The organism is Lactiplantibacillus plajomi, from assembly GCF_005405405.1.
Taxonomy (GTDB): Bacteria; Bacillota; Bacilli; order Lactobacillales; family Lactobacillaceae; genus Lactiplantibacillus; species Lactiplantibacillus plajomi.
The window spans coordinates 99,306-124,989 of record NZ_BJDZ01000007.1; the positions used below are offsets into that span (position 1 = coordinate 99,306).

29 protein-coding genes are annotated in these 25,684 nt (G+C 44.9%); 19 read left to right on the top strand and 10 right to left on the bottom strand.

The features are described 5' to 3' along the window. Positions 1-348 precede the first annotated feature (348 nt). The 3 genes from FFM82_RS13940 to FFM82_RS04310 form a co-directional block, all read right to left on the bottom strand. Positions 349-507 (bottom strand): DUF6483 family protein, encoded by a 159-nt coding sequence (locus FFM82_RS13940; protein WP_371852236.1) that lies wholly within the window; start codon positions 505-507, stop codon positions 349-351. After that, positions 459-701: a hypothetical protein gene (locus tag FFM82_RS04305; protein ID WP_137644635.1), complete on the bottom strand. Its 243-nt coding sequence runs from the start codon at positions 699-701 to the stop codon at positions 459-461. The genes FFM82_RS13940 and FFM82_RS04305 overlap by 49 nt, the downstream gene beginning before the upstream one ends. A gap of 224 nt (positions 702-925) precedes the next feature. Next, positions 926-2,122 carry an SWIM zinc finger family protein gene (locus FFM82_RS04310; RefSeq protein ID WP_137644636.1) on the bottom strand — a complete coding sequence of 399 codons (1,197 nt, stop codon included), beginning with the start codon at positions 2,120-2,122 and terminating at the stop codon, positions 926-928. A 1,246-nt stretch (positions 2,123-3,368) separates the two neighbouring features. Here FFM82_RS04310 and FFM82_RS04320 point away from each other — a divergent pair. The 6 genes from FFM82_RS04320 to FFM82_RS04355 all read left to right on the top strand — a co-directional run bounded on the left by FFM82_RS04320 (position 3,369) and on the right by FFM82_RS04355 (position 9,156). After that, positions 3,369-4,850, top strand: a complete 1,482-nt coding sequence (locus tag FFM82_RS04320; RefSeq protein WP_137644637.1) for an RNA/DNA-binding domain-containing protein — start codon at positions 3,369-3,371, stop codon at positions 4,848-4,850. 855 nt (positions 4,851-5,705) lie between these two features. Beyond that, entirely contained in the window at positions 5,706-5,921 is a 216-nt protein-coding gene (locus FFM82_RS13715; protein ID WP_137644638.1) for a hypothetical protein, read from the top strand. 512 nt (positions 5,922-6,433) lie between these two features. Beyond that, positions 6,434-6,694, top strand: a complete 261-nt coding sequence (locus FFM82_RS04335; protein WP_137644639.1) for a type II toxin-antitoxin system Phd/YefM family antitoxin — start codon at positions 6,434-6,436, stop codon at positions 6,692-6,694. A 477-nt stretch (positions 6,695-7,171) separates the two neighbouring features. Beyond that, on the top strand, positions 7,172-8,074 hold the full coding sequence (locus FFM82_RS04345) for an XRE family transcriptional regulator (RefSeq protein ID WP_137644640.1): 903 nt from the start codon (positions 7,172-7,174) through the stop codon (positions 8,072-8,074). Next, on the top strand, positions 8,071-8,796 hold the full coding sequence (locus FFM82_RS04350; protein ID WP_137644641.1) for an ABC transporter: 726 nt from the start codon (positions 8,071-8,073) through the stop codon (positions 8,794-8,796). Before FFM82_RS04345 ends, FFM82_RS04350 begins: the two co-directional genes overlap by 4 nt. Positions 8,797-8,883: 87 nt before the next feature. Further along, a complete protein-coding gene (locus FFM82_RS04355; protein WP_137644642.1) occupies positions 8,884-9,156 on the top strand; it encodes a DUF3781 domain-containing protein in 273 nt (90 codons plus the stop codon). Between the two features lie 69 nt (positions 9,157-9,225). On the opposite strand, the gene FFM82_RS04360 is transcribed toward FFM82_RS04355, so the two are convergent. The 3 genes from FFM82_RS04360 to FFM82_RS04370 all read right to left on the bottom strand — a co-directional run bounded on the left by FFM82_RS04360 (position 9,226) and on the right by FFM82_RS04370 (position 11,407). After that, complete coding sequence (locus FFM82_RS04360) at positions 9,226-10,314, bottom strand: Ldh family oxidoreductase (RefSeq protein ID WP_137644643.1); 1,089 nt, start codon at positions 10,312-10,314, stop codon at positions 9,226-9,228. A 248-nt stretch (positions 10,315-10,562) separates the two neighbouring features. Then, positions 10,563-10,736 (bottom strand): hypothetical protein, encoded by a 174-nt coding sequence (locus tag FFM82_RS13720; RefSeq protein ID WP_225425614.1) that lies wholly within the window; start codon positions 10,734-10,736, stop codon positions 10,563-10,565. Between the two features lie 83 nt (positions 10,737-10,819). Continuing rightward, complete coding sequence (locus FFM82_RS04370) at positions 10,820-11,407, bottom strand: DUF3841 domain-containing protein (protein ID WP_137644644.1); 588 nt, start codon at positions 11,405-11,407, stop codon at positions 10,820-10,822. 176 nt (positions 11,408-11,583) lie between these two features. Between FFM82_RS04370 and FFM82_RS04375 the strand changes: the two genes are divergently transcribed. Further along, a complete protein-coding gene (locus FFM82_RS04375; RefSeq protein WP_137644645.1) occupies positions 11,584-11,919 on the top strand; it encodes a helix-turn-helix domain-containing protein in 336 nt (111 codons plus the stop codon). Continuing rightward, entirely contained in the window at positions 11,900-12,571 is a 672-nt protein-coding gene (locus FFM82_RS04380; protein WP_137644646.1) for a Fic family protein, read from the top strand. The genes FFM82_RS04375 and FFM82_RS04380 overlap by 20 nt, the downstream gene beginning before the upstream one ends. 52 nt (positions 12,572-12,623) lie before the next feature. Here the strand turns inward: FFM82_RS04380 and FFM82_RS04385 are convergent, their stop codons facing one another. Continuing rightward, entirely contained in the window at positions 12,624-13,700 is a 1,077-nt protein-coding gene (locus tag FFM82_RS04385; protein WP_137644647.1) for an acyltransferase, read from the bottom strand. 234 nt (positions 13,701-13,934) lie between these two features. Here FFM82_RS04385 and FFM82_RS04390 point away from each other — a divergent pair, with 234 nt between their 5' ends. The 9 genes from FFM82_RS04390 (at position 13,935) to FFM82_RS04430 (ending at position 21,671) form a co-directional block, all read left to right on the top strand. Further along, positions 13,935-14,330 carry a hypothetical protein gene (locus FFM82_RS04390; RefSeq protein WP_137644648.1) on the top strand — a complete coding sequence of 132 codons (396 nt, stop codon included), beginning with the start codon at positions 13,935-13,937 and terminating at the stop codon, positions 14,328-14,330. 67 nt (positions 14,331-14,397) lie between these two features. After that, the gene (locus FFM82_RS04395; RefSeq protein ID WP_170178209.1) at positions 14,398-15,159 is read left to right on the top strand and encodes a zinc-ribbon domain-containing protein; all 762 of its coding nucleotides are present in this window, start codon (positions 14,398-14,400) and stop codon (positions 15,157-15,159) included. A 76-nt stretch (positions 15,160-15,235) separates the two neighbouring features. After that, the gene (locus FFM82_RS04400) at positions 15,236-16,333 is read left to right on the top strand and encodes a hypothetical protein (protein WP_137644650.1); all 1,098 of its coding nucleotides are present in this window, start codon (positions 15,236-15,238) and stop codon (positions 16,331-16,333) included. Between the two features lie 206 nt (positions 16,334-16,539). Then, entirely contained in the window at positions 16,540-17,820 is a 1,281-nt protein-coding gene (locus FFM82_RS04405) for a DUF805 domain-containing protein (RefSeq protein WP_137644651.1), read from the top strand. Positions 17,821-17,983: 163 nt separating this feature from the next. Continuing rightward, positions 17,984-18,727: an ABC transporter ATP-binding protein gene (locus FFM82_RS04410; RefSeq protein WP_137644652.1), complete on the top strand. Its 744-nt coding sequence runs from the start codon at positions 17,984-17,986 to the stop codon at positions 18,725-18,727. Then, a complete protein-coding gene (locus tag FFM82_RS04415; protein ID WP_137644653.1) occupies positions 18,705-19,952 on the top strand; it encodes an ABC transporter permease in 1,248 nt (415 codons plus the stop codon). Before FFM82_RS04410 ends, FFM82_RS04415 begins: the two co-directional genes overlap by 23 nt. Positions 19,953-19,957: 5 nt before the next feature. Further along, a complete protein-coding gene (locus FFM82_RS04420; RefSeq protein WP_137644654.1) occupies positions 19,958-20,602 on the top strand; it encodes a TetR/AcrR family transcriptional regulator in 645 nt (214 codons plus the stop codon). A 242-nt stretch (positions 20,603-20,844) separates the two neighbouring features. Continuing rightward, the gene (locus tag FFM82_RS04425; protein WP_137644655.1) at positions 20,845-21,036 is read left to right on the top strand and encodes a hypothetical protein; all 192 of its coding nucleotides are present in this window, start codon (positions 20,845-20,847) and stop codon (positions 21,034-21,036) included. A 182-nt stretch (positions 21,037-21,218) separates the two neighbouring features. Then, on the top strand, positions 21,219-21,671 hold the full coding sequence (locus FFM82_RS04430; RefSeq protein WP_137644656.1) for a hypothetical protein: 453 nt from the start codon (positions 21,219-21,221) through the stop codon (positions 21,669-21,671). A 76-nt stretch (positions 21,672-21,747) separates the two neighbouring features. Here FFM82_RS04430 and FFM82_RS04435 read toward each other — a convergent pair whose 3' ends face one another. After that, on the bottom strand, positions 21,748-22,260 hold the full coding sequence (locus tag FFM82_RS04435; protein WP_137644657.1) for a DUF2812 domain-containing protein: 513 nt from the start codon (positions 22,258-22,260) through the stop codon (positions 21,748-21,750). Further along, the gene (locus tag FFM82_RS04440) at positions 22,244-22,540 is read right to left on the bottom strand and encodes a PadR family transcriptional regulator (RefSeq protein ID WP_137644658.1); all 297 of its coding nucleotides are present in this window, start codon (positions 22,538-22,540) and stop codon (positions 22,244-22,246) included. The genes FFM82_RS04435 and FFM82_RS04440 overlap by 17 nt, the downstream gene beginning before the upstream one ends. 337 nt (positions 22,541-22,877) lie before the next feature. On the opposite strand from FFM82_RS04440, the gene FFM82_RS04445 reads away from it, so the two are divergent. Then, positions 22,878-23,648, top strand: a complete 771-nt coding sequence (locus tag FFM82_RS04445) for a hypothetical protein (protein WP_137644659.1) — start codon at positions 22,878-22,880, stop codon at positions 23,646-23,648. Between the two features lie 242 nt (positions 23,649-23,890). Here the strand turns inward: FFM82_RS04445 and FFM82_RS04450 are convergent, their stop codons facing one another. Then, complete coding sequence (locus FFM82_RS04450) at positions 23,891-24,493, bottom strand: MarR family winged helix-turn-helix transcriptional regulator (RefSeq protein WP_170178210.1); 603 nt, start codon at positions 24,491-24,493, stop codon at positions 23,891-23,893. 797 nt (positions 24,494-25,290) lie between these two features. Here FFM82_RS04450 and FFM82_RS04455 point away from each other — a divergent pair. Further along, entirely contained in the window at positions 25,291-25,575 is a 285-nt protein-coding gene (locus FFM82_RS04455; RefSeq protein ID WP_137644661.1) for a Mor transcription activator family protein, read from the top strand. The last annotated feature ends 109 nt before the right edge of the window (positions 25,576-25,684 follow it).

The window sequence follows — 25,684 nt, forward strand, 5'->3', positions numbered from 1 at the left end:
AGTTTTGAAGAAAGCTTTTACCAAAGATACCTAGTCGTAATCAGACCTATGCAAAATTAAGCAGATTTTTTTGCTTATAAATATCTATTGTTGCTTTGAAGAGACGTCGTGATGGCATTCAGCCTAGGGATGTCTCTATTTTTAAGTGTGAGGGTTATGGTTTATAGTCCAGTAGTAAAGTGTGAATGCTAATGAGTTGTTACAGTGGGAACTGATGCACATATTTACCTTCGACTACGCAGAGGTTGAACTAGAACGAACTAAGTTGTACGGCTGAGGGACGGTTTACTTCGATGAAGAATTATTTAAGAAGGTAATGTACTTGAAGATAGTCCATAGCGACTACGCTCATTTCAGTTGCATTTTTTTGAGGTCTTCGCCAATTTTTACGCGTGGATAGTCGTATTGAGTTAACTGCTGATCAGTTAGGTTGTTTAAACGTTCAAAATACCAAGTTCCTAACGCAACGAATTTAACTTCTTCCAATGCAAACCTTTTACTGAACAAGTATTGGGTACCAGCACGTAGTTGGCCGTTTTAATGTATTGTTCGAGCTGTTCTTGATACGGCAATTTTTGGGATTCTTTTGGTGGAAAAATAATTTCCTGGCTGGTGCCCCCTTTTCCTTTTGAGAGTATGGCACCTAACCCCTGTGCGAACGCTTTGACTTGTCGGAGCAGTATATCGTTTTCTTCTTGCAAGGAAAGCCCTCCTTATGACGGTCATATCATTTTCTCCATTTTATAACAGGTTCAGTGACGTAAAGCAAAAAACAAAGTAGTAGTTTGTTTTGGAATGGAAATCTAAAGGTGATTATTGTAACTTCTACCATGTGCTGGTGGGAGAATCAAATCGCTCGTAAGTTGATCGATGGTAAGATTGTTTTCAGAGACAACTAGCTGAGCTTTTAAGTGTGTCGTGACACTTATTCGAGCATTAATTTTCCGCCCCAGAAATCATCGAAGCGTTTCAATAACCATTCTGCATAGCTAATATCTACCGGATTATTATGATTGGGTGCGGTTTGAATGCCTAAATTAATATAGTTTAGTGCTGAGGTACGATTGTTTTGTGATCGACAGACATTTAGAAAATAATTCATGACTACGGGGTCGTCCTGGTTCGTTTCGCAAAATGGTTTGATGTCTGAAAGGGGTAGCTTAAGGATGCTAATGGTATCAACGCGATAGCGAACCCATTCAACTTGCCATATTTGGAGCATCATCGGAGAATCATGATTAATTTGTTGTAATTGTGCCAGCCGGTTATCAATGACAATAAGTTTCATTTGTAACTCGCTGGGATGTTCATATATATGATATTCGAAAAGTAGGTCCTGTAGCGGTGCCATGACGGTCCAAGGTAACTTAGCGGCGTAGTCGCACAGCCAATTAAACAAGTGGGCTCGCAGGTGGTCGTCCGCATTTTCGTAGATTGATAGCCATCCGGTCGAATAATTGGAAACTGTATCCATAACTTCAGAGGAAGTGTTATCAATGTGTTGGCGTAATAGACTTAAATAAAATTCGGTTGTTAAATCAAAGGCCGTTGTGAGTTGGTGACTAGACTTAATTGATTCCAAATGACGATTAATAATCAGCATAAATTTTGCCGCAATTTGAGCAAATAACGCTGAATCCGTCCGGTCAAATGTTCGCCAAAAAGAACGCCGATTGATTGCGAATGATTTAAGATTGTTTTTGAGCTTTTTATAAAAAAATAAGTGCTCAAACTGGTTGTAGGCTTGGCTATCACCAGCGATGACTTGATCAAAAAAGTCGATAATGATTTGTCCAGGAATGCTATGAACGTGCTGCGGAATCGCGATGGACCTCGCTGTGTAAGTGGGTAGTGGGGTGGTGATGTTGCCTAGATCATACTGATAGAAAACTGCGGCCAGATGTTTACAGTTATGCCCGGCTTTGAAGTAGGGACAGTCACAATTCATTTGGGGATGACCCCGTTTGATTTGGTTAACTGAGACGTGATAAGAACGGTTACCGATGACTGTGGCCTTCAAACCGTTTTGAGTCTTAACAAAACTTTTAACCCAATGATGTTGATAATACAATTTTCCTCGCTGCAGAATTTGAGGATGAAAATATTTTTTCCAATTTATCATAAGACACCTTTTTGTTGGTTGAATGGTATTAACTAAGCTAACTTTTTACATCTATAACGATTATACATCTATAACGATTATACATTCTGGGTGGGGAGTATTAAATAGCTTGTGTTAGCATTGATTCTTTGGGACAGCAGGACAGAGGCGGTTTCGTTGTAACTAGAGCACGCCATAGTCACAAACGGAACGTTTCCATATGAATGGGCTAGCAAAGAAATTATGGCAACACAAGCGAAAAAAGAAGATGTTGCTTAAAACGAATTGATGACCTTTCTTGGCCCAACGACCAGGCCAAAAACTATCGACTTGTATCAACGACGAATAGCTAGTTTGGTCATTCAGTTTTATCGACGCGAAAGTACAACCCAGGAAATTACGAGACTGATGGGGAAATATATGGGATATCTATTACACGCCGCCACTGTGTTGAATACCACGCAAAACGTGGTCAAACAAGTTAATTAGTTTTACCAACAGTACTTAGCTGACAAATATGCTGTCGTATATATCGACGCAATTTACAGCTATTTTCGATGAGATACGGTCGAAAACGAGGCCGTCTATATCATGATTGGAATTTTTTTCGACGGTCATAAGAAAGTTTTGAGTTATACGATTGCGCCCGAAGAATTAGTAACTGTTTGAAAAGAGCAACTTCGAGCTATTTAGGCGTAGGGCCATTCAATAGGTCTTGTTATTTTTGGACGATGGTGTTGTCGGCCTAAGTTATACCATGGTTTCCTTAATTACCAAGATACACTTGAATCAGCGCTTGAATAGCCGGGTTAGAGGGGCCAGGCCAAGACGCGTATACATAAAATATTTAACGTACCCTTTTCACATCAAGTTTTATGAATGTTGGTTCAAGAACTGGTATACTAGCGTATAATGTTTAGTTTGAAATAAATTTAATCTGTATCATCGTCGTTTTATGACGTTGTGGTTATGATAAAACGACTACAAAAGATAAGCCTATATAAGCTTAAAACTTGAAGTCTGCGCAGATTGTACAATGGAATTAACTCTGGATAAATAGGTGCAAAAAGATAAGCTGAGATAAGTTTAGATAAGCTTGAAATGTGAATCCCGTACGGATTGTCTAGTGGCATTGAATTAGACAAACAAGTATAAAAAGATAAGCTGAGATAAGTTTAGATAAGCTTATAATATGAAGCCTTGCGTGGTTATGAAGTGCAGTTAATTAATTATTAGACTGGGCTGAAGAGACAGGGAGATTTGTGTAATGAAAGATATTTCTAAGAACTTACTAGAGGAAATAGTGGCACGTAAGGAAACTATTTCCATTGAGTTTAAGAGTGCTCAAGGCAGAGACGGTGAAGGGGCAATCCCTAAAGATGTTTATGAATCAGTATGTTCATTTTCAAATCGTAATGGTGGTAATATCTATTTAGGAATTGATGACAATGGGAATATATTAGGGATATCGGCGAATCGCATTGAAAAGATGAAGAAAGAATTTGTCTCAGCAATTCAATCAGGTGTTAAAATAATGCCACCATTATATCTCGATATAGAGCCATACAAAGTAAACGGCAAGATAATATTACATATTTTGGTCCCAAATAGTTCCCAGGTTCATCGTATGAATGAACGAGTTATTTATGATCGTAACAACGATGCAGATGTTGATATTACTAATAATACAAACTTAGTCCAGCAAATGTATACCAGAAAACAGTCTGAATATACTGAGAATAAAATATATCCATATGTTCAAATCGAAGATTTTCAACATGTATTAATTGAAAAAGTAAGAAAATCTAGTACTAATATTAACGGTGAGCACAATTTAATGGGTGAGACGGACTTAGAAATTCTTAAAAGTTTGTCCATGTATCGAAAAGATTACTTGACAGGTGAGGAAGGATTTACGTTATCGGGTATATTAACATTTGGTAAGGATGAAGTTATCCATGGTGTGCTGCCTTATTTTGCAATCGATGTTCTTTTAAGAATCAACGATACAGAAAGGTATGATGATCGTCTTCGAATCTCAACCAATTTAATTGATAGTTATTCTCAAATAATGAATTTTTTTGCAAAATATGTTAGTAATCCCTTTTATATACGGAAAGATAAACGGATCGAATTGAGAGATGTTCTTTTTAGAGAAATAATTGTTAACATGTTGGTGCATCGTGAATATTCAAATCCATTCGTTTCAAGAGTTCAAATCACTAAAAATGAGATTAATTTTAAAAACGCGAATAAACCTGTTCATCCAGGAAAACTGCATCATGGTGAAATTCGGCCATACCCTAAAAACCCGAATATTGCACATGTATTTCATATTCTCGGATTAGTTGAAGAGCTTGGATCGGGATTAAGAAAGATTTTTGAATTGGCTCCAATTCTACTTGGCGGTAATCCGGTGGTTGATAATGAAGATCATTTTATTGTTAGCTTACCGATTAATAATTCGGGATTGAGTAATTTATCCAATCAGACTACTAGTGATAATAACCAAATCGAACATGCATATTTAAGTGAAGAGCAGCAGAAAGTGTTAAGTGAGCTAGATGAACCAATGTCAACGCGTGAGTTATTTCAATTAGTTAGTAATGGAAAACGGACGAGTAGCAATGCGTTTCGTACTCAAATTATTACACCACTGCTAGATATGGGGTTGATTCGGATGACAATTCCGTCTAAGCCAAAAAGTCCCAAGCAAAAGTATGTACGGACTAATTTAAATAAAAAATAAAATGCTTTGACAAATGGGTCGGAACAGTGTGAAAAATGAATTATTACAAATCCGAGTTTAAGAGCCTGTATATATCGGCTAGTTGTCGCAAAACTAGCCATATCTGATGCTGACTTAAGTAATATAAAATAAGAATCAAATTAAAGTGAACTCCAATAGTTGTAGAATAGCTAATTGAATGGACGGCTAAGGCCTTCAATTATTGCCCAATTGATGTGTTTGGATATCTTGAATGTGGAGTGACTCGGTTATGATAAAACGCTACGAATGTGAAGGTAGTCCGGATATTGTAGTGTTTGGAAAATGTTTGTAGATTACATCAAAGTATTGTGGAGCGAGAGTATTGGTAGGCTCCTTGAATGAGCAAGGTGAAGTGTTGAAAGAATTCAAAGTATTACGCGATAGTGACGTTTTAACTAAAGCAGAGTTTGATCAAAAAAAGAAGGAAATTATGGGCGAAGACTAACTAGCCGTGTTTTGAGATGGTGTTGTTAGTTAGCGTTACGGACACTAATCAGGTAGTTGGTTTAAATAATGATTTGTAGAAAGGCACAACGACTAGATTTTAGTTGTTGTGTTTTTTGGATAATTTTATAAAGTTTACAATCAACGCAATTTTGAAAGAACGTTATGCTTTGCTGCATCTTAAACCACTAGTTAAAAGTAATGCTAATCGATTGGTTAATAAAAAAATATGACATTGAAATGAAACGAAATCTGTACGCCAATTTTAAAAAAGAGAGTTAAAATCTGGGGTATCAAAATACGAGGATATGCTCCGCCGGTTGATGAAGAGACTTGGATTAGTGATAAACATTGTTTTGGTTAGCATTACGGCATATTGAAGGTGACTGTATGTATCTAAAACATCCCGTTTCATTTTTTAAATCATTCTGGTTTTGGCTTGGTTTGCTCTTTTTATATATTGCCATTGTGGGCTTTCCAAGACAACTAGTCACTGCTGGTGACGATATTTGTTATTCAATTTTGATTGGTGCTTCGCTTTTTGGCATCTTTAGCTCGATATTTAGTATTCGGGAAAAAAGTAACGACGAGAAAGCATGGTTTTAAGACAAAGGAAACTCTGGGCACTGGTTATCCGTGAGCACGCGGGTGATCAATGCTTTTTTATTAGCATAGTTACTACAACGAACTATTAATTTTGTGCTTAAAATGGGTGTGTACCAGATTGACCATGCTGTATGTAATAGTGATAAAAACGATTATTATAAAAGGCCATTTTTCCTGTCTCTTAAACAAAATATTCAGATCTGCACTAAACTAGGATTTCAAAAAGCTAACATGTGCGGTGGCAGTCGCTTTTGACCCCATCTAGTAATAACTAAAGTGTAATTATTGTTGTTTAACGTAATTAAGAATGTGTCGAATGTTTTGGTTGCCTGTGTCTTCTTATGATTTGCCAATCAAGTTTTATGACTTTTGATTTAAAATGATCAAGAAAGAATGGTGAAGGAGTAATTCTTAAGCGTTTTAGGCGAAGTTATTATATTCGTGAATAACGTTTAATTGACGTACGAAAAAAGCGTATGTACAATGTGGCTTACAGAAGGGGGCGATAATGAATGCAAAAATCCTATACCCCAACCAGTGCACGAAATAAACTTTATGGCCTTTTAAAACAAGTCGCAGAAGAACATAAACCGGTGGTTATTCAGCAAAAGGACGAAACACTGGATACGGTAATTGTTCCTAAGGATGATTGGGACGCTATTCAAGAAACGCTTTACTTGTCGGAAACTGGCACTTTAGCTAAGGTGGCGGAACGTGAAAAGGACGATATGGCTGCGATGAATGTTGATGATATTGATTGGGATCAGTTATGAGCTACCGCGTGGAAATTAAAAAATAGGCCAAGGGGGATTTAAAAAATTAAAGCGTTTGAATTTAATTGAGTCTTTTAAAAAGACAATAGGACAACTAAAGGAAATCCCTTTAAGCCGAATCAAGGCTTGGAAAAGTTAGTTCCGCCAGTTGCTGGAAAATTTTCGCGGCGGATAAATGAACAACACCGGGTTGTTTAGAAGGTTGTCATCATTTATGCCGCGTGGGCGCACTACGATAATTAATCTAACGTAAGTAACTTATAAAAAAATGTGCAGAATAAAATTAAAACCTAAGTATTGGCCACCACGAATCAAATAGCGGGTGGTCAATTTTTTTATAAAAATTCAGTGTAAAAGAGAAAAATTAGGGGGCAACTAAAAGTAGCAAGGTTCGCAACCACCGGTATCCTGGGAAGACTTGTGTTTTTCAGACATTGTTTGTATCTTTAAATCATCCAATGAAAGGGATGGTTATTTATGGGGGATCATACGTTACCACAACAGCTTCAAAAATTTCGTACCGAACATCACCTATCGCAGGCTGAACTGGCTGGCAAGCTCTACGTCTCACGGCAGGCGCTCTCTAAGTGGGAGGGCGGTCAATCAGAACCCAGTCTCGATAAAGTTATCCTATTGACACAGATTTTTGGGGTGACACTGGATCAGCTACTTTTGGGGGCGGCTGACCAGCAGGAAGTTATTTTGAAACTGCATCAGATTCGCAAACAATTTGAACGGCCGGTCCTGGCGGGGGTTAACCTAGATATTCATCAACATGATCGGATTGCACTACTGGGAAATAACGGTGCCGGGAAATCAACGTTAGTTAAGATTATTTCCGGGGAAATAATGGCCGATGCCGGTACGGTGCAGGCACAGTTTTCGCGACGCGATGATTTGGATGTGATGGCGCAAGAAAACGTTTTGATACCAGCTTTAACGGTGGGCGAGCAGGTTCGCTTGGCGGCCGCAATTAAGCGGGTGGATATTGCTAAGCGGTGGCAAGCGCTGCTCAAACAGTTTCGGTTATATGAATGCCGACATACGGCCGTTGCGCGACTATCAGGAGGTCAGAAGCGCCGATTAGCCCTGTTACTAAGTGTCCTACGACCGTCCAAACTTTTGATTTTAGATGAGCCGACGGTCGGCATGGACTTGGATTCAATCGACCTGTTCTGGCGGTTGCTGGAACAAATGCACGGGGCGACCCTGGTTGTGACCCACGATTTTAATCAAATCGATAAGTTCTTTTCGCGGGTCGTGCTTTTGAAAGACGGGCAAATTGCGCGTGATACCCAGGTGAAGACGATTCACGCCAACAATCAAACCATTGAACAGTGGTACCGGCAGGGTAACTTGGAAGGAGCAGTTGCAAAATGATTACGTGGATTCAGTTAAAGCAGGTTCTGCGAAACAAACGGTTTATCTTTTTCACCATTGTGTTTCCAGCGACTTGGTACCTTTTACCGAGCGTGGTCAATCCCCGGATGATGGATCCGTTTATTGCGTTTTTAATCGCAAGTTTAATGGGAATTATCGGTAATTCAATCGTCACGTTTAGTAAGCGAATCTCGGCTGGCCGGCAGTTTTACCTCGCCCAAGCCCGGTTATCGCGGTACTCCGTCTGGCGTTACATGTTTAGCCAATTGATTATTCAAGTTTGCTTACACTTACTGATCATTTTGGCCATTACGTTACTGGGTGTGGCGTTAAAGACCTTGCCCATCAACGTAAATTACTGGTGTGCCGTTTTGTGGCTATCAGTGTTGGGGCTATATTTCAGCGTGATCGGTTTTTGGTTTGGAATGAGCTTTAGTCCGATGACGGTTGACGTGGGATCAACGCCGCTAATGTTTCTATTTGCCCTGATGATCGTGCCGTTTTCGTTGTTTTCAACAAGCACGCTTACCGGGATCATCGCGAAGGTTCAGGCACTGTTACCACCTTATTATTTCTATCAGTTCTTTCATCAATGGCTGACTAACCAAGCCACGGACGGCATTCTGTGGAAATTTGGTTTGTCAGCGTTATTAACCCTGATTCCATTTATGGTCGCACTGCGGTTACGGTTGTTCGGACGGAAAATACCTCGGCGCGCTTAAGGTGGTTGGCAGGTATTTGAAAGGCTGTTTTTCACCTAAATTAAAGGGCCAAAGATTTGATATTATAGTTAAAAGGGGAGTTTAGGAATGGAAAATACGGCTAGCCAGGATCAGGTGCTTGCCACGCTTCAAGCGCAGGTGGGCTACACCCCGTTGGTTTTTGCGCGGGTCAACAAGAAATTAGGCCTCAATCGGGATGAGGCGGGGGTTAAAGCCTTGGTGAGCGGCGTTTTGGCACGTGCGGACGAAATTAATCGGCACGGTAAAAACTATTACGTGCTGAGTCACCAGGACCAGGTGGAATTAACGATTAACGCGTCAAACTACCGACTGATTACGGCGTCTAAAGTTAAAAAATAAATAGAAACCGCCAACGCACCGGTTCATCGCCTGCGTTGGCGGTTTCTATTTTAGGATGTTAAGAGTGAGCTAAGCGACGTATTGCGCGTAGTCAATGCCCAGCCGTTTCGCAATGCCGACCACTTCTGCGAGCGTCTTGTCATCGATCTCGATGCCGTTAGTAGAGCGGTCCTCATAAGCGGCGGCTTCCTTGTCGCCGGCGACGATAACTGGTTTACCGGGAACCGATGGCAGGTCGCGGATGGCTTGCAGGTAAGCCGAGAACTTCGCGGTGATGGCATCCTTGTCGCCGAAAATCGATGGGTCGATGGCGGTAAAGCTCTGGCAAGGGCCCACGGAGCGGTCGTCCGGGGTAATTTCGTTGGAAGTATTCCCCATGGAAAGAATCGCCGTGAAAACCTCGACGATAACGCCGAGGCCGAACCCCTTATGGCTACCGGTATCTTCGGTGACACCCCCGAGTGGGGCCAAGCCAACGTTGGAATCTAAATCCCGGAGGTCGTCGAGGTCCTTGGTGTCGTTATGGCTGTTAACCGGCGTTTCGCCGTCCTTAGCGACCCACAGGGCGGGTAAATCTTTTCCTAATTTACGGTAAACTTCGATTTTACCTTGGGGGACGGTGGTTGTCGCCGCGTCAAAGATGAACGTGTTCGGTTTGGCTGGCATGGCAAAGGCGATTGGGTTGGTGCCGACCAGCGCTTTGGTGGCGTGGGTGGGTAACATTGCCGACCGCGAATTGCACGATGACAGGCCAATTAAGCCTTCTTCGGCGGCCATGTTAGCGTAGTAACCCGCAATGCCGTAGTGACCGGAATTACGAGTCGTCACCATGCCGATGCCGTGCTGCTTCGCCTTTTCGATGGCGAGGCGCATACTATAAATACCGTTTAATTGTCCCAGACCGAAGTGGGCGTCGACGACCGCACTGACGTCGGTTTCTTTCACGACTTCGGGTTGATTATGTACACGAATCTTGCCGTTGCGAATGAAATCGTCGTACATGATCATTCGCTGAACCCCGTGGGATTCGATGCCGATTAAGTCGGTGTAGATCAGCATGTGGGCGACTTCTTTGCTTTCTTCTTCGGTAAAGCCGTACCCTTTGTAAATATTGTAAATTAGTTGTTCCATTTTATTACTATCGTATCGTTTGACCATTGCATTCACCACTTCTTTGAATTTAGCCTAAGTAACGACTTTATTATTATAATATGATAATAAAATGTGATTTTGATGTCAATCAAATTTTAATAATATTTTAATTGAATGTTTATTAAATAAAAAGGAGCTCCTAATTTAAAGTGTTGACTACGCTAGTGGCATGGCAAAAAGTACTGTTCGCGGTAACTGCAGTTCCGGAACAGTGTTTAGCGGTAGTTATTAAAATGGAATTAAGTTGGTACGGCTTAGCGCTTAAGTTCGTTACCAACCGGCTGGCCCCAGTCCAATCCGGAATCGCGAATGCCGTCGTCTTGCCAGTTTTTAAAGAGGTCATGAATGTCGCGTGGGGAGCGTTGTCCGTTGAGCTGATTAGTATTAGTGGCCTGATTGGGAAACTGATTCACTGGTTTCTTTTCCATTCTGCCTACCTCCTCAAGTGGGTGTTTGCCTATGCTTAATTATACAAAAAACTGGACGACGATTAAAAAGTTAGGCGCGGCGGTTAGGTCAGGATCTGCATTCGCTGGCCCTTACGTAGCCGCCAGATTTTTTGGACTTGATTGGCATTGATTGACCAGAAACAGGCCTGAACGGTGTCCCCGTTTTTGGTCCAGTCACCCGTACGGGGCGTAATATCGAAGATGCTTTGCCAAGATTGGCGCTTTATTTGTTGCTGTTGGGATGGTGGCAAGGCATCAAACCAGTGGTCAAGTTGCGTCCAAGTTTGATCATCAGTGGCGGGCGACTTGTACCAGTCGTTTAGAACGAAGTGCCAGCTTTCAAAGTCACTTAGAAGGACTTGGTTGGCTGGAATATCCAGCTCCAGGCAGACTTCGTCGTCGTAGTCGCGCTGATGGCGAAAGTCGGGGTGCCGATTTTCATAATTAATGCGGTACCAGCCCCAGAGTGGGGTTGTCACCCCTTCAGGAGGTTGACCGATTTTGGCCTTCATTTTGACGATCATCCAGTCGTAGGCGGTAACGAAGTCTGAAGATTGAAGGTTTTCTGACTGCTGCGGATTACAAAAGAAGTAACCGTTACGACGGAGTTGCTGGTAAACGCTATACGGTTGAATTGTCCATAATCGCATCACGGGTCATCCTCACTGAAATAAATTGATTTGATGATTAATTTTAAGGGATTAAAAATTTTAAAACAACCCGTGTCGTGATTGATGAACAAGTCAATTGACTTTACTAACTGGCTTGGTTACGCTATTAGCGAAATATGGTGACCTAACCCGCACTGAATTGGAGGAACGAGTGAATGGCAGAGGAAAAATCAAGTTTAGAAATTGGGATTGAGCAAATGTCGCGAGCCATCTTTGATGGTGATTATTCGCAAGTGGTTGTCCACGACGTCACAATTATCCCGCCGATGCAATTTTCGCCAGCCGACATCACGACCCTGCGTAGCGAGCTGAATCTAACCCAGTGGCGACTGGCCACGGTGATGAACGTCTCACTACGGACCGTTAGAAACTGGGAAAGTGGCCGTTCACATCCGAGCCGGGTGGCTAACCGACTTCTGGAGGCCATTAAGAAGGAGCCATCAATTGTCGAGCATTTGTGGGGTATGAAAAGTGAACGCGTCTATAAATGATCAGTTCAAGTTAACCGCAGCTGAGGAAAAGTTTCTGTTTAAGAAGAACCTGAACCAGCTCGTTTTTATAGCGGGACAGTTCGAAAATTTGCCAGTTAGCTTAATGAAGACGACGTCAATTATGAATGATTTCATGGTTGACCAGGTGAGTCCGGTAGCCGTTTGGACGATTTTAAACCTTAAACGGGCGTTTCAGTACGCATTGACCCGGCAGTGTGCCCAGTTGACCTTCGACGATGTTTTGATGATCAATCAACTCGTTTTGGGTGGTGACCCAACGGCGGGAAAGGTGCGGACTAGTGCCGTTCGGGTCAGAATCGGTGATACTTTTTGGGACCTGCCAATGCCAAATGATGCCACGATTGCGACTATTAACGCGATTATCACGGCACGGCAATCAACGACTACCAAGGCGATTACGCTGAATTTAGCGCTGTCGCGGGCGCAGTTATTTACGGATGGCAATAAACGGACCGCCATGATTGCGGCTAACTTGCTCATGCTTCAGGGAGGCACCGGCATTTTTGGGGTTCCAGAAAAGCGACTCTCGGAATACGGTAAGAAACTGGCGGACTATTATCGGAGTGGTCAGGCCGCTGAGTTGCAGCAGTGGTTATCAGAAACGGCCGTGTTCGGTCTTAAAATGTATTAAATCAAAATAGGCTTGGGGTTTCCGTTGATGCGGAAACTTCAAGCCTGCTTTTTTATGCCCAACGTTTAAGCGCGGACCAGCCGACGTGTAACCCGTAAGCCGATGCAAATGATAACAACCAGGTTAAGCCGTAGCAGCTGACGATTGCCCAAACCGGGTGTGTTTGACTGAGCCGGTGGCCGAAAGTTTGCCAGAGTAGTTGCAGCCAGAAAACGTTGGCTAAGTAAGCCCGGTAGGCGTAGGTCGCCAAGCCATGCATTACCGGTAACCAACGGGAGTGATGCCGGATATTTGCCCAAGCGAGGGTGGCGATTAAACCAATCACGGCTAAAGCGTACAGCGTCGTTGACGGCTTGTAATAAATAGCGTTGGCTAAGCGTACTGGTTGACCAAAGGCTTGCAGTTCAAGGTTGGTCCAGATGAAGGTTACCGCGAATAGTCCGACGAGCAGTGGCCAATAGCGCTGAAGGAAAGTCTCCAACGTGCGCCGCTTTTTCCACGCCAACGCACCAAAAATGCCGTAAATCAGAAAACTGACGAACAGCCGGTCCAATAAATACCAGTGGTGTGGACCGTTAAAGACCTGTTGATCGTAGAAGGCCAGCCAACCGCCGTAGCCCACGATTGTTAGAATCAAGGTACCCCACAGGTGTCGCGGTGACTGTACGGCCCAGCGTGACAGCCACCAGAAAAACGGCATTAGTAAGATGAATTGCAACATCATCGTGTTATACCACAGGTGCGGAGCGGCGTTGCCGTTGATAAACTGCCAAATGAAACTACCAAGGTTGTGGTAGTGACTAACCTGCTGAAGACTTGGCAGGCCCAACAGGTACACCAAGCTCCACCAAAACGTCGGGATGAACAGACTGTGCAACTGCTGGGTTAAATACTGACGGTAATCACCAAGGTGGGCCCGTTCGTGGGTTCGCACCGTCGTGAATAAAATGCCAAAGATGAAAGCTGGCGCGGTGTACTTGACTAAGTTGTAAGTGATCCCGATTCCAGTTTGGACCCGCGGATTGGGGCTAGTTTGTAACCCAAACGCCAGCACGGATTGCATGATGACCGCCGTACAGGCGAAAACTTTCATGTAGTCGCCGACGTCGGCGGTAGTTTTGGTCTGCATTGTGGTTGCCCCCTTAACTAAAATCGCGAAAACACTGTCAATATAATCCTAAATTAGCGGTGACGCAACTTGCAGACTATAAGGTACAACGTCACGTCATTCGCCATGCTTAACGTGACTGTGGAACGGCTAGCAAATTATTTATAATTGGTAGCGATATCAGGACCGGAAAATTGGTGGTTAGTGCCAGTTTACGGGACTGATTAAAACGAGTTAAAAGGGGCGTGGCGGAACATGGATATTTCAGATTGGTTTGATTTTAAGCAACGGGTCACTCAGGATATGACGCTGGTAAAGACGGTCGATGGACGGACGGTGACTAAGCAGGTCAAGGGTTCGTTTAATTGGCTGGCGTGGATCTTCAATTGGATCTACGTCCTGGCGACCCAAAAGTATAAGACTGCGGGCTTTGTTAAAAAGGCCATTATTCCGGTGGTGGCGTTGTACGTCGCCGATTTATTAGTTGTTATTATTTTGGGGAATACGGTTGGTTTTATATTTAACGTAGTCGGTAGTATTTGGTACGGGCTGATGTTTGATACCTGGTTCAAAAATCAACTAATCGCCAACGGGTACCACGTGGCGCATTCCGCGCAGGCGAATGAGAGTGGCCAACAAAACGTTGAATAACGGCCTAAACGAGTGATTACTAATCGTGGTAATCACTTTTTTGGCGAATAATGAAAGGATGACTAGCATGAAGCATTGTACGAATTGTGGCGCAAACTTACCAGCGGGGGTGAAGTTCTGCCCGCATTGTGGTCAGAAAATTGAGTCGGTGCCGGCGCACGCGGCTGACGACACGGTCGATCATGCGGACGACCGGTCGACACCACAGTTGCCACTAGGTGGGACGCAGACACCACGTAAGCGTAATAACGGTACCGTTCTTGTGATTCTAGCAGTTTTAGTGATTTTAGGTGGGATTTATGGCGTTAAAAAGCGCCTGGTCGTTTCCCGTGACCAGTTAGCCGAGAACTTGACCACCGCCGTTCAAAAAGAGGACGGTAACTTATTTTTAAAACAATTTTCTAAGGATGAACAGAAGCTGAAGTTTAGTGACGTTGGCGCGCAGAGCGTTGTTAAGGACATGCACAACCATTCGCGTGATTCGCTGAGTGAAGTCGGTCGAATTATCGTGGATGGTCAGCGGGTGACGGGGACCGAAGTTAAATACCACTTTAACTTCGAAAGCAAGAAGGTTCTAGGCGTCTTCACTAGTTATTACCTAACGACCCGCCGTTCCCCAGTCGAACTCACGGACCTGACGGGGAGTGGTGGTTCAGTTACGGTTAAATTGAAAGATAAGCAGCAGCGCGTTTCCAAGCAACAGCTCCAAAGCGGCTTTTTCCCGGGCAAGTACACGTTTGATATCCAATCGGGTGATACCCAGGGGGACTACTGGATCTGGGCTTCGGGCGATGGTGAAACCATCGATTTAACCTTAACGGCGGATTAGCTTAACTAATATATCGCTTTCATTAACTTAAATGTATAATTTATTTTGTATAAATAAATTGGAGGAGTGAGGGGTTATGAAAAAGTTTGTAAAAGTACTTAGTTTTCTAGGCTTGCTAGGCTTACTAGTTGGCGGCCTGAGTGCCTGTGGTAAGCAAGCCGCAACGTCTAAATCGAGTGATTCGGGGTATACCCGTTCAATCAATAAGGGGCTCGACGCGGTGGCGGAAAATAAATTCGACAAAGCGCTCACCTACTTTGACAATGCGTTAACGCAAAAGCCTAAGGATCGTAAGGCCAAGGCCTACCGCGACCAAACGCAAGCCTACGTTGATACCCAGTCTCAGCTCAAGGATGGGGACGTTGAAAAGGCGGTCACGACGGTCACAACCGGTAGTAAGATTACCAACGGGGCTCGGAGTTTGACGACTAAGTTAGCGGCCTTAAAAAAGACTGCCAAGGCGGATTTAGACGAATACCAACAACTTGACAAGGACGTGACCACCCAACTGAAGGTGACGGATGGACAGTACGATGAGGCCGTCATTAAGCAATGCAAGGCTATTGATTGGGACAAGCAACCGTACTTGAAAAAGTTGAAGGCTAACGTTAATAAACTGTTGAAACAAGCGGATCAAACCGATAATTCCAGCAGTTCTAGCAGCTCAGCCACAAGTTCGAGCGCGGCGGATACGAAGGTGAGCGCGGCCGACCATAAGCAGGCGGAACAGATGCGTCGGAATATCTTCAAAGCTGATCAAGGTAAGTACGTCTGGAGTGAACTGGAAAAGGTGCCGGACAGCTTTATTTTGAAAGCTGAAAAACAGTCCGAAGATGCTGGAAGCGACGTCGGCTATACTGGTAAAATTATTGCCAAGCAGTATCCGAATATTAAAGCATATACGGGAGCATCAACTGATGACCCTAACTCACCGGGGGCCAAAGCCTATTTAAACGCTGATGAAGCTAAACAGGAATTAGGCGCATTAGATTTTTATAATAAGAATAAGTCCCGTATTGAAATTACCGGTCAAGAGAAAGGTAATGATGCTTGGACATTTACTTGGAGTTTCAAGGGTGGCAGTATGGGTGGAACGTTCACCGTTGAGAATAAGGGGATTGTTTCAGCAACTAGTTCTAATGGTGATGATATCGAAACGGCTAACTGGAGATAAATAGTAATTAGATACCAAACGGTTGACCAGCCGCTTGGTATTTTTATATTGAAGACTTACCGGGTTATGCAAATATTAATTCCCTGTTAAAACGACTAATCAGTTATGATATTATTATAATTATACTCATTAAAACTATTTAATTATGGAATAGTTTTAATGAGTAAATTTTTCGAATGTTAATTAGTATTTTAGGGGGAACATCGATGTCAGACACAAAGTTTTGTATTAATTGTGGGAAATCAATTCCCGAAGAGGCCACCTTTTGTCCGTTTTGCGGTGCAACGCAGGAAAAGTCGACGACGGCGGAGCAACAGCCAAGTCCTGAACTGTTGACGATGAATAATGCACCTAAACAGCCGGACCGGACGAACATGTGGACGGCTTTAAAGTTGGGTGCCCGGCAAACGTTTACCTGGGCACAGCGGATTTCGCGGCCTCAGTATTGGTGGCTTTATCTAGATTTAGTGATTATTAGTTTAATTGTTAATATTATTTTGGGTGTTGCGGTTTACGACTATCCCGCAATTGAATTCGCGCCATTTCATATGGAAATTAGAAAAGTACTATTATTACTCATTTATGCCGTTCTAATGTCGTGGATGTCGATTATGCAATTTACGGCGACCGTCCGGCGGTTACATGACACCAATCGCTCGGCGCATTACTTATGGTTAGCACTTGTCCCGCTTGTTGGACCAATTTTGGTGATTGTCTTTTTATGCCAACGGTCACAAGTAGCTGGTGTGCGGTTTGATAAAACCCCACTTTCGGCAAAACCGTGGACCAAAACGTGGTGGACTTGGTGTATTTTAGCGGTCGTTTCGTTGGTATACGCTACTAACACGGATTGGTTGAGCTACGTCACAACGTATGGTGATAGCTATCAAAGTGAGTCGGTTGCAGCGGATTCAACCGATAGCAGTGACGATGATTCGGATTATTCGGACAGTGATGATGACGATTTTGACGACGAAGACGATTCGGATACCGATTCAAGCGACGATAGCGATAGTATTACGGTTGGTGATGACTCAATTGATATTGATGATCAGCAAACGTATACGGCATCAATCAGTGATAGCAGCTGGGCTAATTCGACTTTCAAAATTGATGAAGTTACCGTTTATAAGACGGACGGGTCTTATACCAGTGGCAGTGGTAGCGATAAGGAAGAATTCAATGGGATCGTTAAAGTTCACATGAATATTCATGCTGGGCAGGATATTTCCGCTTATCCGACCCAGGGTGAACTTAGTACCAATGACGGCCAACAAGTCGATGCCGATTATGACAGTGATGACTTTGATGGTGATTTAAATAGCGGGACTAATTCGGATGGTGATGTTTACTTCTTATTACCAAAATTAGCTAAAGTTAGTGATATAACCAGTGTTCGGTTGAAGTGGGATGCGAGTTATGAAACTGACGATTATGATGACGATAACGATTTTAAAACCTTTGATACGACTATCAACTTAAATTAAATGTAGACCACTCAACGAGCGCCAACTCGTTGGGTGGTTTTGTGTATTTTAGACAACCAACTAACGTAACTAAGGGTTAGGGTTGTCACGACAATTAGGACGGTGTATGATAAGCATAATTAATGAGTGAGTGGTCACTCATTTTAAAAGGGAGTGATCAATAATGTCACAAAATTACGTTGAAGCCCGCCAGGTGAGTAAACGGTTTGGTCAGCACCAAGTGTTGAACCAGATTGATCTGACTTTACCAGCTGGGATGATATACGGCCTGATTGGACCGTCTGGTGCGGGAAAGACCACCTTAATCAAAAATATTTTGGGGATGGAGGCAGTCGATGGTGGGACTGTTCAAGTGATGGGGGTAACCATGCCAAATCGACCGGTGATGGCGAAGATTGGCTACATGGCACAGAGCGATGCGTTGTACGAAACGTTGACTGGTCGGGAAAATTTAACCTTTTTTGGTCAGTTAATGAGCGTCCCTAAGGCTAAGTTACAACAGATGATTGCTTATACGGCGCGGTTGGTTAATTTGACCACCCAGTTGGATCAAAGGGTCAGTGGCTATTCGGGCGGGATGAAACGCCGGTTGTCGTTGGCCATTGCGTTGATTCAGGACCCACCACTGTTAGTGTTGGACGAACCGACCGTGGGGATTGACCCGGAGCTGCGCCAACAAATTTGGGCCGAGCTGAATAAACTTAAAGCGACCGGCAAGTCCATGTTAGTGACGACCCACGTCATGGACGAAGCGGAACGCTGTGATTATTTAATGTTGATCCGGCACGGGGTTGCGCTGGCGCAGGGAACCCCGACGGAATTGAAACGGCGTTATCAAGTTGAGACGATTGAACAGGTCTTTTTGAAAGCGGGGCGGTTGCAAGATGCGAACAATGGCAATTATTAAACGGGTTTTAACCCAAATGATTCGGGATAAAAGGACCTTGGCGCTAATGTTTCTAGCACCACTATTAATTATGACCTTGATGTATTTCCTATTTCAAAGCAATACGACTCAAGTCGCGAGCCTGGGCACTCATAACGTGGATCAGCAAGTGCTTAAAAATATCCGCACGCGCCACGTTAAAGTTGAAAAGTACGCGACGGCGGCTCCGGCCAAGACGATGATCAAGCGCCACGACTTAGACGGTTACTTAACGCAAAAGGGGTCGACGTTAACGGTGACGTATGCGAACAGTAACCCGACTAATACGTCCCTCATTAAAGCAGCTCTCCAGAGTGGGTTGGTTAAACTAAAGATGAAGTCGTTAGTTGCGGTGACCAAAACGCAAAAACGAGCGTTAACGCGGCAACAAGCTGCGTTGGCGAAAGTCACCCAGCAACGTGTTCAGGAAAAAACGGCGCGGTTGAAGACGGCGATTGCCCAGGCTAAAGCGAGCGGCGATACCGCCACAGTCACGCGGTTGCAACAACGGCTGAGGCAGGTCACCCAGCCGGCAACGCCAGCTAAAGCGCAACAACCGACCAAGTATACGACAACGGCTGATTACGTTTATGGTGACAATAACGCGACGTTTTTTGAAAACTTTTTACCAGTCTTTCTCGGGTTCTTTGTCTTTTTCTTTGTTTTCCTGATATCGGGGATCTCATTACTTAATGAACGAACGACGGGAACGTTAAGTCGGCTATTGGCAACGCCGATTCGCCGGGGTGAAATTATTTGTGGGTACTTAGTTGGTTACGGGATATTTGCCGTCATTCAGACCGTCATTACGGTCCTGTTCTCGACACTGGTCTTTCACATTCAGCTGGTTGGGAGTATCTGGCTAGTTTTCTTGATCAACCTATTATTAGCGCTAGTGGCCCTGACCCTGGGGATTTTTATTTCAACGTTTGCTAATTCGGAGTTTCAGATGATCCAGTTTATTCCGCTGATCGTGGTGCCCCAAATTTTCTTTGCCGGGTTGATTCCGGTTGCGGGGATGGCACCGTGGCTGCAAGTGGTTGCCCACGTGATGCCCCTTTATTATGGTGCCAACGCACTGACTGACGTCATGACTAAGGGGGCGTCGTTGAGCGAGATTAGCATTAACCTGCTGATTTTGGTAGGCTTTATGGTGGCATTGACAATTTTGAACATCGTTGGAATGAAACGATACCGGAAAGTGTGATTACGATGGAACATCCACGGATACGCGACTATTTTAATCAAAATCTGGAAGCGGCCCAGGACGTGACGCCCAAGCAACGGGCCATTTTACAAGCTAGTTTGGATTTATTCGCCGAAAAGGGGTTTCAGCAAACCAGTACGAGTGACATCGCGCGCCGTGCCGGGGTGGCGGAAGGAACGGTCTATCGGCGTTACCGAACCAAAGAAGCGTTACGAGTCGCCGTATTAGCACCAATTTTGACCCACGTCGCACCGAGCCTGGCAAGCGATTTTTCCAATGACGAGTTGAGGCAACGGTATTCCAGCTTGCGGGCCTTCTTAACGGCTATCTACGACGACCGGGTCGCCTTTGTCTTGGCTAACCAGCGTGAAATCAAGGTCATTTTGGAAATGGTGGCTTTTGATCAAGACCGCCGCGATACTGTGATTCGGCGGGTGGCCCCGGTCGTGGTTCAGCAAATGGCGGGAGTACTCAAGCAATTACGGCAGGATGGCTTATTGGTCGCCTGGCCCGATGACCTCGTGATCCAGACCATCTTATCAATGATTGGTGGCGAATTGGTCCGGACGGCGTTAAATTTGGCGGGGGCGAATCGGCAACGTGAACGGGCCCAGATTTTAGAAGTGTTGGTCAAAACGTTAACGCCGTGATGCCGTTGACTAAGTTTAGTCAGCTCAACGGATTGCTTTTTCTAAAATAAGTGGTACACTAAGTTCAATTAAATAAATCGTTTGAATATCAAGAGTCTGGCGAGTGGCTGCACACAGTGACCCAGCGGCAACGTACAATAATGCAACGTGCCCCAATGTAGGTGGATATTCTCTAAGGTCGACGCCGCCTGGAGAAATCCAGACGGTTTTTTAATTAAATTCGAACTTAGGAGGATATTAAGATGATCACAGTTGAACGAGTGGACCAATTATTTAAAGACGAGGTGGCGGCGCAGCCGAGTGACTGGCACGACTTTGCCATCCAAACGTACGCGCAGTGGTTAGTGGCGGCGGAAACGAGCAGTGACAAGCGGACGCAACTTTCACGCCAAATTGAAGGAATCGAACGGTTGCGAAACAATTCTAAAAAGTAATCGACAAATTGAATAACGGCTTGAATATCAAGAGTCTGGTGAGTGGCTACACACGGTGATCCAGCGGCAACGTACAGCAATGCAACGTGCCCCAATGTAGACGGATATTCTTCGAGAGGGGCGTCGCTTGGAGAATTTCCGGGCGACGTTTTTTAGACGAATGAATTTAGGAGGAAAATATTATGTTAACAATTGAAGCAGTCAATACACGGTTAAAACAGGAAGCAACCTTTACCCCGCGGTCTTACGAGGCGCGCACGTACAAACAATTGGTCGTACTGACTTGTCAGCATTACTTGCGGGTGGCGGACCAAGCTGACGAGCAGACGCTTGAACGTCTGACGCAACGACTGGCAGCTTTAGACCAATTGGAACAACAAGATACGGCGGCGGTTGAAGAGCGTCAACGTACGATTGAAAAGGCCCCGGTACGGAAATCGGAATTGAATGTGGACCAGGTCAACCAACTGTTTAACCACGCAACCGAAACGGGCAACGGGGCGTTGATTAAGGCGACGACCAAGTGGTTAGCGATTTATGACCGTCAGCCGCACGCCATGGCTGAAGCTAGACTACGGAAAGCGAAGTTAGACGACGTTACGGCAACCTTACACGAATTGACGCAACGGCAGTAGGAAAAATTTAGCTGTCAATCGGATTCAGTTCAAAAGCAGTCGGCGCTTTTTAAAGGCCGGCTGCTTTTGACAATGGTTAGTTTTTCAGTGGTGATCGGAGCCTCTTGATCTGGCGGGTCAAACAAGTGAAGTTAATGACGTAGACAATCACTAATACCAGCGGGAGGATGAAACTAAAGGCCACAAAGCCAAGTGGTACTAGGATGGCTAACGCAATGATGAGGCAGAATAGCCCGAAGATCGTCCACCGGTTGCGCAGGCGTTGCAGGAGTTCGATTTTGGTCTGGTTATCCGAGTAAAGGCGGGCGTGCTCGTCGGGATGGTAAAGGTAGAGCCATTTTCCGTTCAAAATGGGGTAGTCGGTCAGTAGTTCCCACCCGGCTTCGCGGGTAATGGCGAGGTAGTCGTCGACATCGGCATCTAGTTGGTAGTCGAGTTGGACGGTCCCGGGACGGGGGGCCGTCGCTTCAAAGGTTTCGGTAACCCCGGTCGTACGCACGAGGACGTTGCCCTGATGAATCATCTGGGTCATGTAGCGCGCTTCCTTATCGGCTTGCCAAACAGTAAAAATCTTATGCTTTTTCAGCATGGTTAAGCACCTCCGCGTTATTTAGTAATTCTTGTAACCGTTGTTGTTCGCGTTGTAGTTGTTGACGCCCAGCCGCGGTAACTTGGTACTTTTTCTTACTCTCCGTGGCGGAGACCAATTCGATTAAATCAGCCTGGCGGAATTTTTTAAGTGTCCCGTAAACTGTACCAGCACCGAGGATGATCCGGTTATTGGTAATGGCCTGAACGTGTTGAATAATGCCGTAACCGTGGCGGGGTTCTAGTAACGACAACAGAATGTAAAAAGCCGTTTCTGTCATGGTAGTGCCTCCTTGATATATCGTATCGTGATATATTGATACTATATGTATCGTATCATGATATATGGGCGCCGTCAAAAAGAAAGTGGTTGGAACGAGTGAAACTTATCCACTGTGGATAAATGATGATCGTCAAACTTTCCACAAGGTCTGAACAACTTCCGGGTATGACTGCAAATAGTGGTCATATTTGCGGTAGTTAACAGGTGATAAGCCGGAAAAGCGGGATTATTAGTGAGAATATGTCATTGTTAAGGTGTGAAACCTATAATGAACGTGGGGATAATTACGGGGATAACTTTTACCAAAAGGATGGCTTATCTAACGGAGGAGACCTATGCGAAAAAAAGAAGCGACTTACGAAAGTCAACATTCGCGGACGGCACACACGTTTCAATTTTACTGTGACCGCCGCAATGATCTGAAGTGGCGGGGCGACTACTTAAGAATTTTAGCGTTGCGCCAACAAGAGCGTAAATTAAGCACAAGGCGTCGTCACTGGCGCTGGGGCGGTTTGATTGTCACTTTAGCTGTTTTAGCAATTATTGTGGGCGCAGTTTTTCGCCCTAAACAATCAAACGCTGCTAGTGATGAGGTGACGGCGCCGGCCGCAACCGCCGTCAGCAGTGAGCACCACCATCGCAAGGCAACGTCCAAGTCCGTCACGGCGTCGTCCGCCACAAAGGTGAGCCGAAGTTCGGTGACGATTCAAAAGGGCGTTGCCAAGGCGAAGTCCGCACCGGTTGCCAAAAAAACGGCGGCGCGGCATCACAGTAAAAAAGCGGCCCAGTGGCATCATCACTGGTCGGCCAAGGGTAGTCCCAAGGTGCAAAGCACGTTTGGCAAAACGTCCGCTACGACCGGGACGGTTTCTAGCACGCCGGCAAACCGGTGGCCGGCACCGGCGCAAACGAAGACTAGTCAGGCAAAATCGGTGCCAGTTCAGCACCATTCGGCTACTAATAGCGTTGCTAACCATAGTAGCGCTAAAACAAGTACGACCAGCGCGCCCGCAGCAAGCGCGCCTGAATCGAAATCGAAAACTGCCGCAACGGCGACTGAAAGTTCTGTAACGGCGCCCAGTGAAGCCCCGGCGGATGAGGAATAAAGTGAAATAGTTCAAACTCAAGCATACTAAATAAGTTCCGTAAAAACCGGTAACGGTTTTACGGAACTTATTTAGTATGCTTCTTTTACCGACGACAATCGTGGTGGCCGTGGCGGGTTAGGGCGGAAATTGCCCAAATGATTAGACCAATTACAACAAGCGTCCCAATTGGACCGCCCCCGCCATACAACCACGGTAGGCCGCCTAGCATCCAAGTGCCACACATTGATGATTACCCCCAATCACATTGGCCAATCGTTAGGGAAGCGGGAAGGCCCGCACCCATTCATGCGATCCATACCGTCCATGCGGTTAAAACGCCGGCCCATTGGCCCCATGCCGCGACCACAGCCGGGCCGACCACCACCGGGCATTCCGCCAAACGGCATGGTGTGATGTGCAAGGTCGTCTTCTGGAAGTTCATCCAAAATTTTATTTTCGACCTTAGTTAGTAGGTCGTCAAAAGTCTGTTGCTCCTCGTCGGTTAAGACGTCAAAGGCGGAATCAGAAGCACCTTGAGCGTTGCGGTCAGCGGCTTCGCGCCCCGCGTCGGTCAACTTGATTGCCATCACGCGGTGATCGGTTGCGGAAGCACTGCGTTCGACGTAGCCGGCTTTTTCCAATTTCGCGAGGCATTCACTGACGGCTTGCGGGCTCATGTTCAAGACGTAAACCAGTTCACGTTGGGTGGTCTCCGGTTTCATTTTCAGAACGGCCAGCACCCGGCCTTGCCCTCGGTGGAGGCTACTTTGTGAGCCGTGGGTCCGTTGTTGCCAATTTTCATAACGCCGAAGCAGGGCGTCAAAGTGTAAGAAGCGGTTTAAAAAGTTTTCAGTTTCAGACATCATCGTCATCCTTTCAAATTAATCGTCAAGTACTTGATTAAATTCACTGTAACGCGGTTTGAAATAATAGTCAAGTACTTTACTATCTGGTTGGATGATCATTTGCTTCGGTGGCACCAGTAGGCGACTAGCCCGATAATCAGACCAATCAGAACGAGCCGCATGCCCCATGGCCCATAAGCAGATAAATTGTGAAAGTAAGGCCGTCAGGGTCGTGCGCGGGCCTTCGGATAACTCAGCAGTGTCCGTCCGGCTAAGTACCCCGTTTGAACCGTTGTTTGCGCCGCTTTGACGGCGGTGGACTGGTAACGATGATTAATCACGGCGTGCAGTTGACCGCTGGCGAGTTGGTGTAATAAGTTTTGATAATCGTGACTGGAAATTCGACCACTGATAAATTTAAAGGATTGGCCCAGCTTCGGTGGGCGTTACCTGCCAGGTCAATCAGGTGGTCGACGGGTGGTGCCAATCGTCATTGTGGACAGCTCTATTCGGTGGGGTTGGGATAAGTATAGCGAGAAGGGAAGAAAGATAAAAGTAAAAGAGTTAATGGCTGCTCAGGTGATTTTTATCGTGCATGTCAGATTACTAGTTATAAGTTCATTGCCTTTTCTATTAAAAATAGCTACTTACATATGCGAAAGAATGGGGTTGCGGGGTGGGTAGCGTTGTATGAGGATGATTAATTGATAGACAGTTGTACATAGTTTAATGACATGTTGACTGAAAGTTGCATGTATTAGTGCACTATCAAAGTATTATCTTTTCAATTAAATTAATGATATGGAGGTGAGAGAATGGCTGATCTGGTTGATTCGTTTGCACTGCAACCAATCTATCAAAAATTGCGGGAAATTGTCGGGGAAGAAGAAATGCTCAAAGTATTTGAATATTACCACGGCAGCCAGATTTCTTTTCCAAGTCACTTATATAATCGGAAGTCGGCGGCTGTCCAGATTCGAAAACGTTATAACGGTGCGAATCAAGCAGAGCTAGGACGTTATTACGGTTATTCGCAACGGTGGGTTGCACGGACGCTGGCTGAAAGAAATTCGGCAAGCGAAAAGAAGAATGACGCTTAATTGCGATACTTGTACTAGTCCCTGTCAAGTTGACAGGTGAAATAATATAATTCTCGGACGTAACTTAAGCGGCTTTATCGCGATATTCTTTCGCGGTGGAGCCGTTTCT

Bases quoted from the DNA above. Each gene is read 5' to 3' on its own strand.
- FFM82_RS04415 (WP_137644653.1), top strand. From the start codon at position 18,705: ATGCGAACAATGGCAATTATTAAACGGGTTTTAACCCAAATGATTCGG.
- FFM82_RS04400 (WP_137644650.1), top strand. From the start codon at position 15,236: ATGAAAAAGTTTGTAAAAGTACTTAGTTTTCTAGGCTTGCTAGGCTTA.
- FFM82_RS04455 (WP_137644661.1), top strand. From the start codon at position 25,291: ATGGCTGATCTGGTTGATTCGTTTGCACTGCAACCAATCTATCAAAAA.
- FFM82_RS04360 (WP_137644643.1), bottom strand. From the start codon at position 10,314: ATGGTCAAACGATACGATAGTAATAAAATGGAACAACTAATTTACAAT.
- FFM82_RS13715 (WP_137644638.1), top strand. From the start codon at position 5,706: ATGTATCTAAAACATCCCGTTTCATTTTTTAAATCATTCTGGTTTTGG.
- FFM82_RS04430 (WP_137644656.1), top strand. From the start codon at position 21,219: ATGTTAACAATTGAAGCAGTCAATACACGGTTAAAACAGGAAGCAACC.
- FFM82_RS04335 (WP_137644639.1), top strand. From the start codon at position 6,434: ATGCAAAAATCCTATACCCCAACCAGTGCACGAAATAAACTTTATGGC.
- FFM82_RS04370 (WP_137644644.1), bottom strand. From the start codon at position 11,407: ATGCGATTATGGACAATTCAACCGTATAGCGTTTACCAGCAACTCCGT.
- FFM82_RS04310 (WP_137644636.1), bottom strand. From the start codon at position 2,122: ATGATAAATTGGAAAAAATATTTTCATCCTCAAATTCTGCAGCGAGGA.
- FFM82_RS04345 (WP_137644640.1), top strand. From the start codon at position 7,172: ATGGGGGATCATACGTTACCACAACAGCTTCAAAAATTTCGTACCGAA.
- FFM82_RS04355 (WP_137644642.1), top strand. From the start codon at position 8,884: ATGGAAAATACGGCTAGCCAGGATCAGGTGCTTGCCACGCTTCAAGCG.
- FFM82_RS04440 (WP_137644658.1), bottom strand. From the start codon at position 22,540: ATGACAGAAACGGCTTTTTACATTCTGTTGTCGTTACTAGAACCCCGC.
- FFM82_RS04395 (WP_170178209.1), top strand. From the start codon at position 14,398: ATGAAGCATTGTACGAATTGTGGCGCAAACTTACCAGCGGGGGTGAAG.
- FFM82_RS04405 (WP_137644651.1), top strand. From the start codon at position 16,540: ATGTCAGACACAAAGTTTTGTATTAATTGTGGGAAATCAATTCCCGAA.
- FFM82_RS04410 (WP_137644652.1), top strand. From the start codon at position 17,984: ATGTCACAAAATTACGTTGAAGCCCGCCAGGTGAGTAAACGGTTTGGT.
- FFM82_RS04435 (WP_137644657.1), bottom strand. From the start codon at position 22,260: ATGCTGAAAAAGCATAAGATTTTTACTGTTTGGCAAGCCGATAAGGAA.
- FFM82_RS04350 (WP_137644641.1), top strand. From the start codon at position 8,071: ATGATTACGTGGATTCAGTTAAAGCAGGTTCTGCGAAACAAACGGTTT.
- FFM82_RS04375 (WP_137644645.1), top strand. From the start codon at position 11,584: ATGGCAGAGGAAAAATCAAGTTTAGAAATTGGGATTGAGCAAATGTCG.
- FFM82_RS04390 (WP_137644648.1), top strand. From the start codon at position 13,935: ATGGATATTTCAGATTGGTTTGATTTTAAGCAACGGGTCACTCAGGAT.
- FFM82_RS04320 (WP_137644637.1), top strand. From the start codon at position 3,369: ATGAAAGATATTTCTAAGAACTTACTAGAGGAAATAGTGGCACGTAAG.
- FFM82_RS04420 (WP_137644654.1), top strand. From the start codon at position 19,958: ATGGAACATCCACGGATACGCGACTATTTTAATCAAAATCTGGAAGCG.
- FFM82_RS04445 (WP_137644659.1), top strand. From the start codon at position 22,878: ATGCGAAAAAAAGAAGCGACTTACGAAAGTCAACATTCGCGGACGGCA.
- FFM82_RS13720 (WP_225425614.1), bottom strand. From the start codon at position 10,736: ATGGAAAAGAAACCAGTGAATCAGTTTCCCAATCAGGCCACTAATACT.
- FFM82_RS04450 (WP_170178210.1), bottom strand. From the start codon at position 24,493: ATGTCTGAAACTGAAAACTTTTTAAACCGCTTCTTACACTTTGACGCC.
- FFM82_RS04385 (WP_137644647.1), bottom strand. From the start codon at position 13,700: ATGCAGACCAAAACTACCGCCGACGTCGGCGACTACATGAAAGTTTTC.
- FFM82_RS04425 (WP_137644655.1), top strand. From the start codon at position 20,845: ATGATCACAGTTGAACGAGTGGACCAATTATTTAAAGACGAGGTGGCG.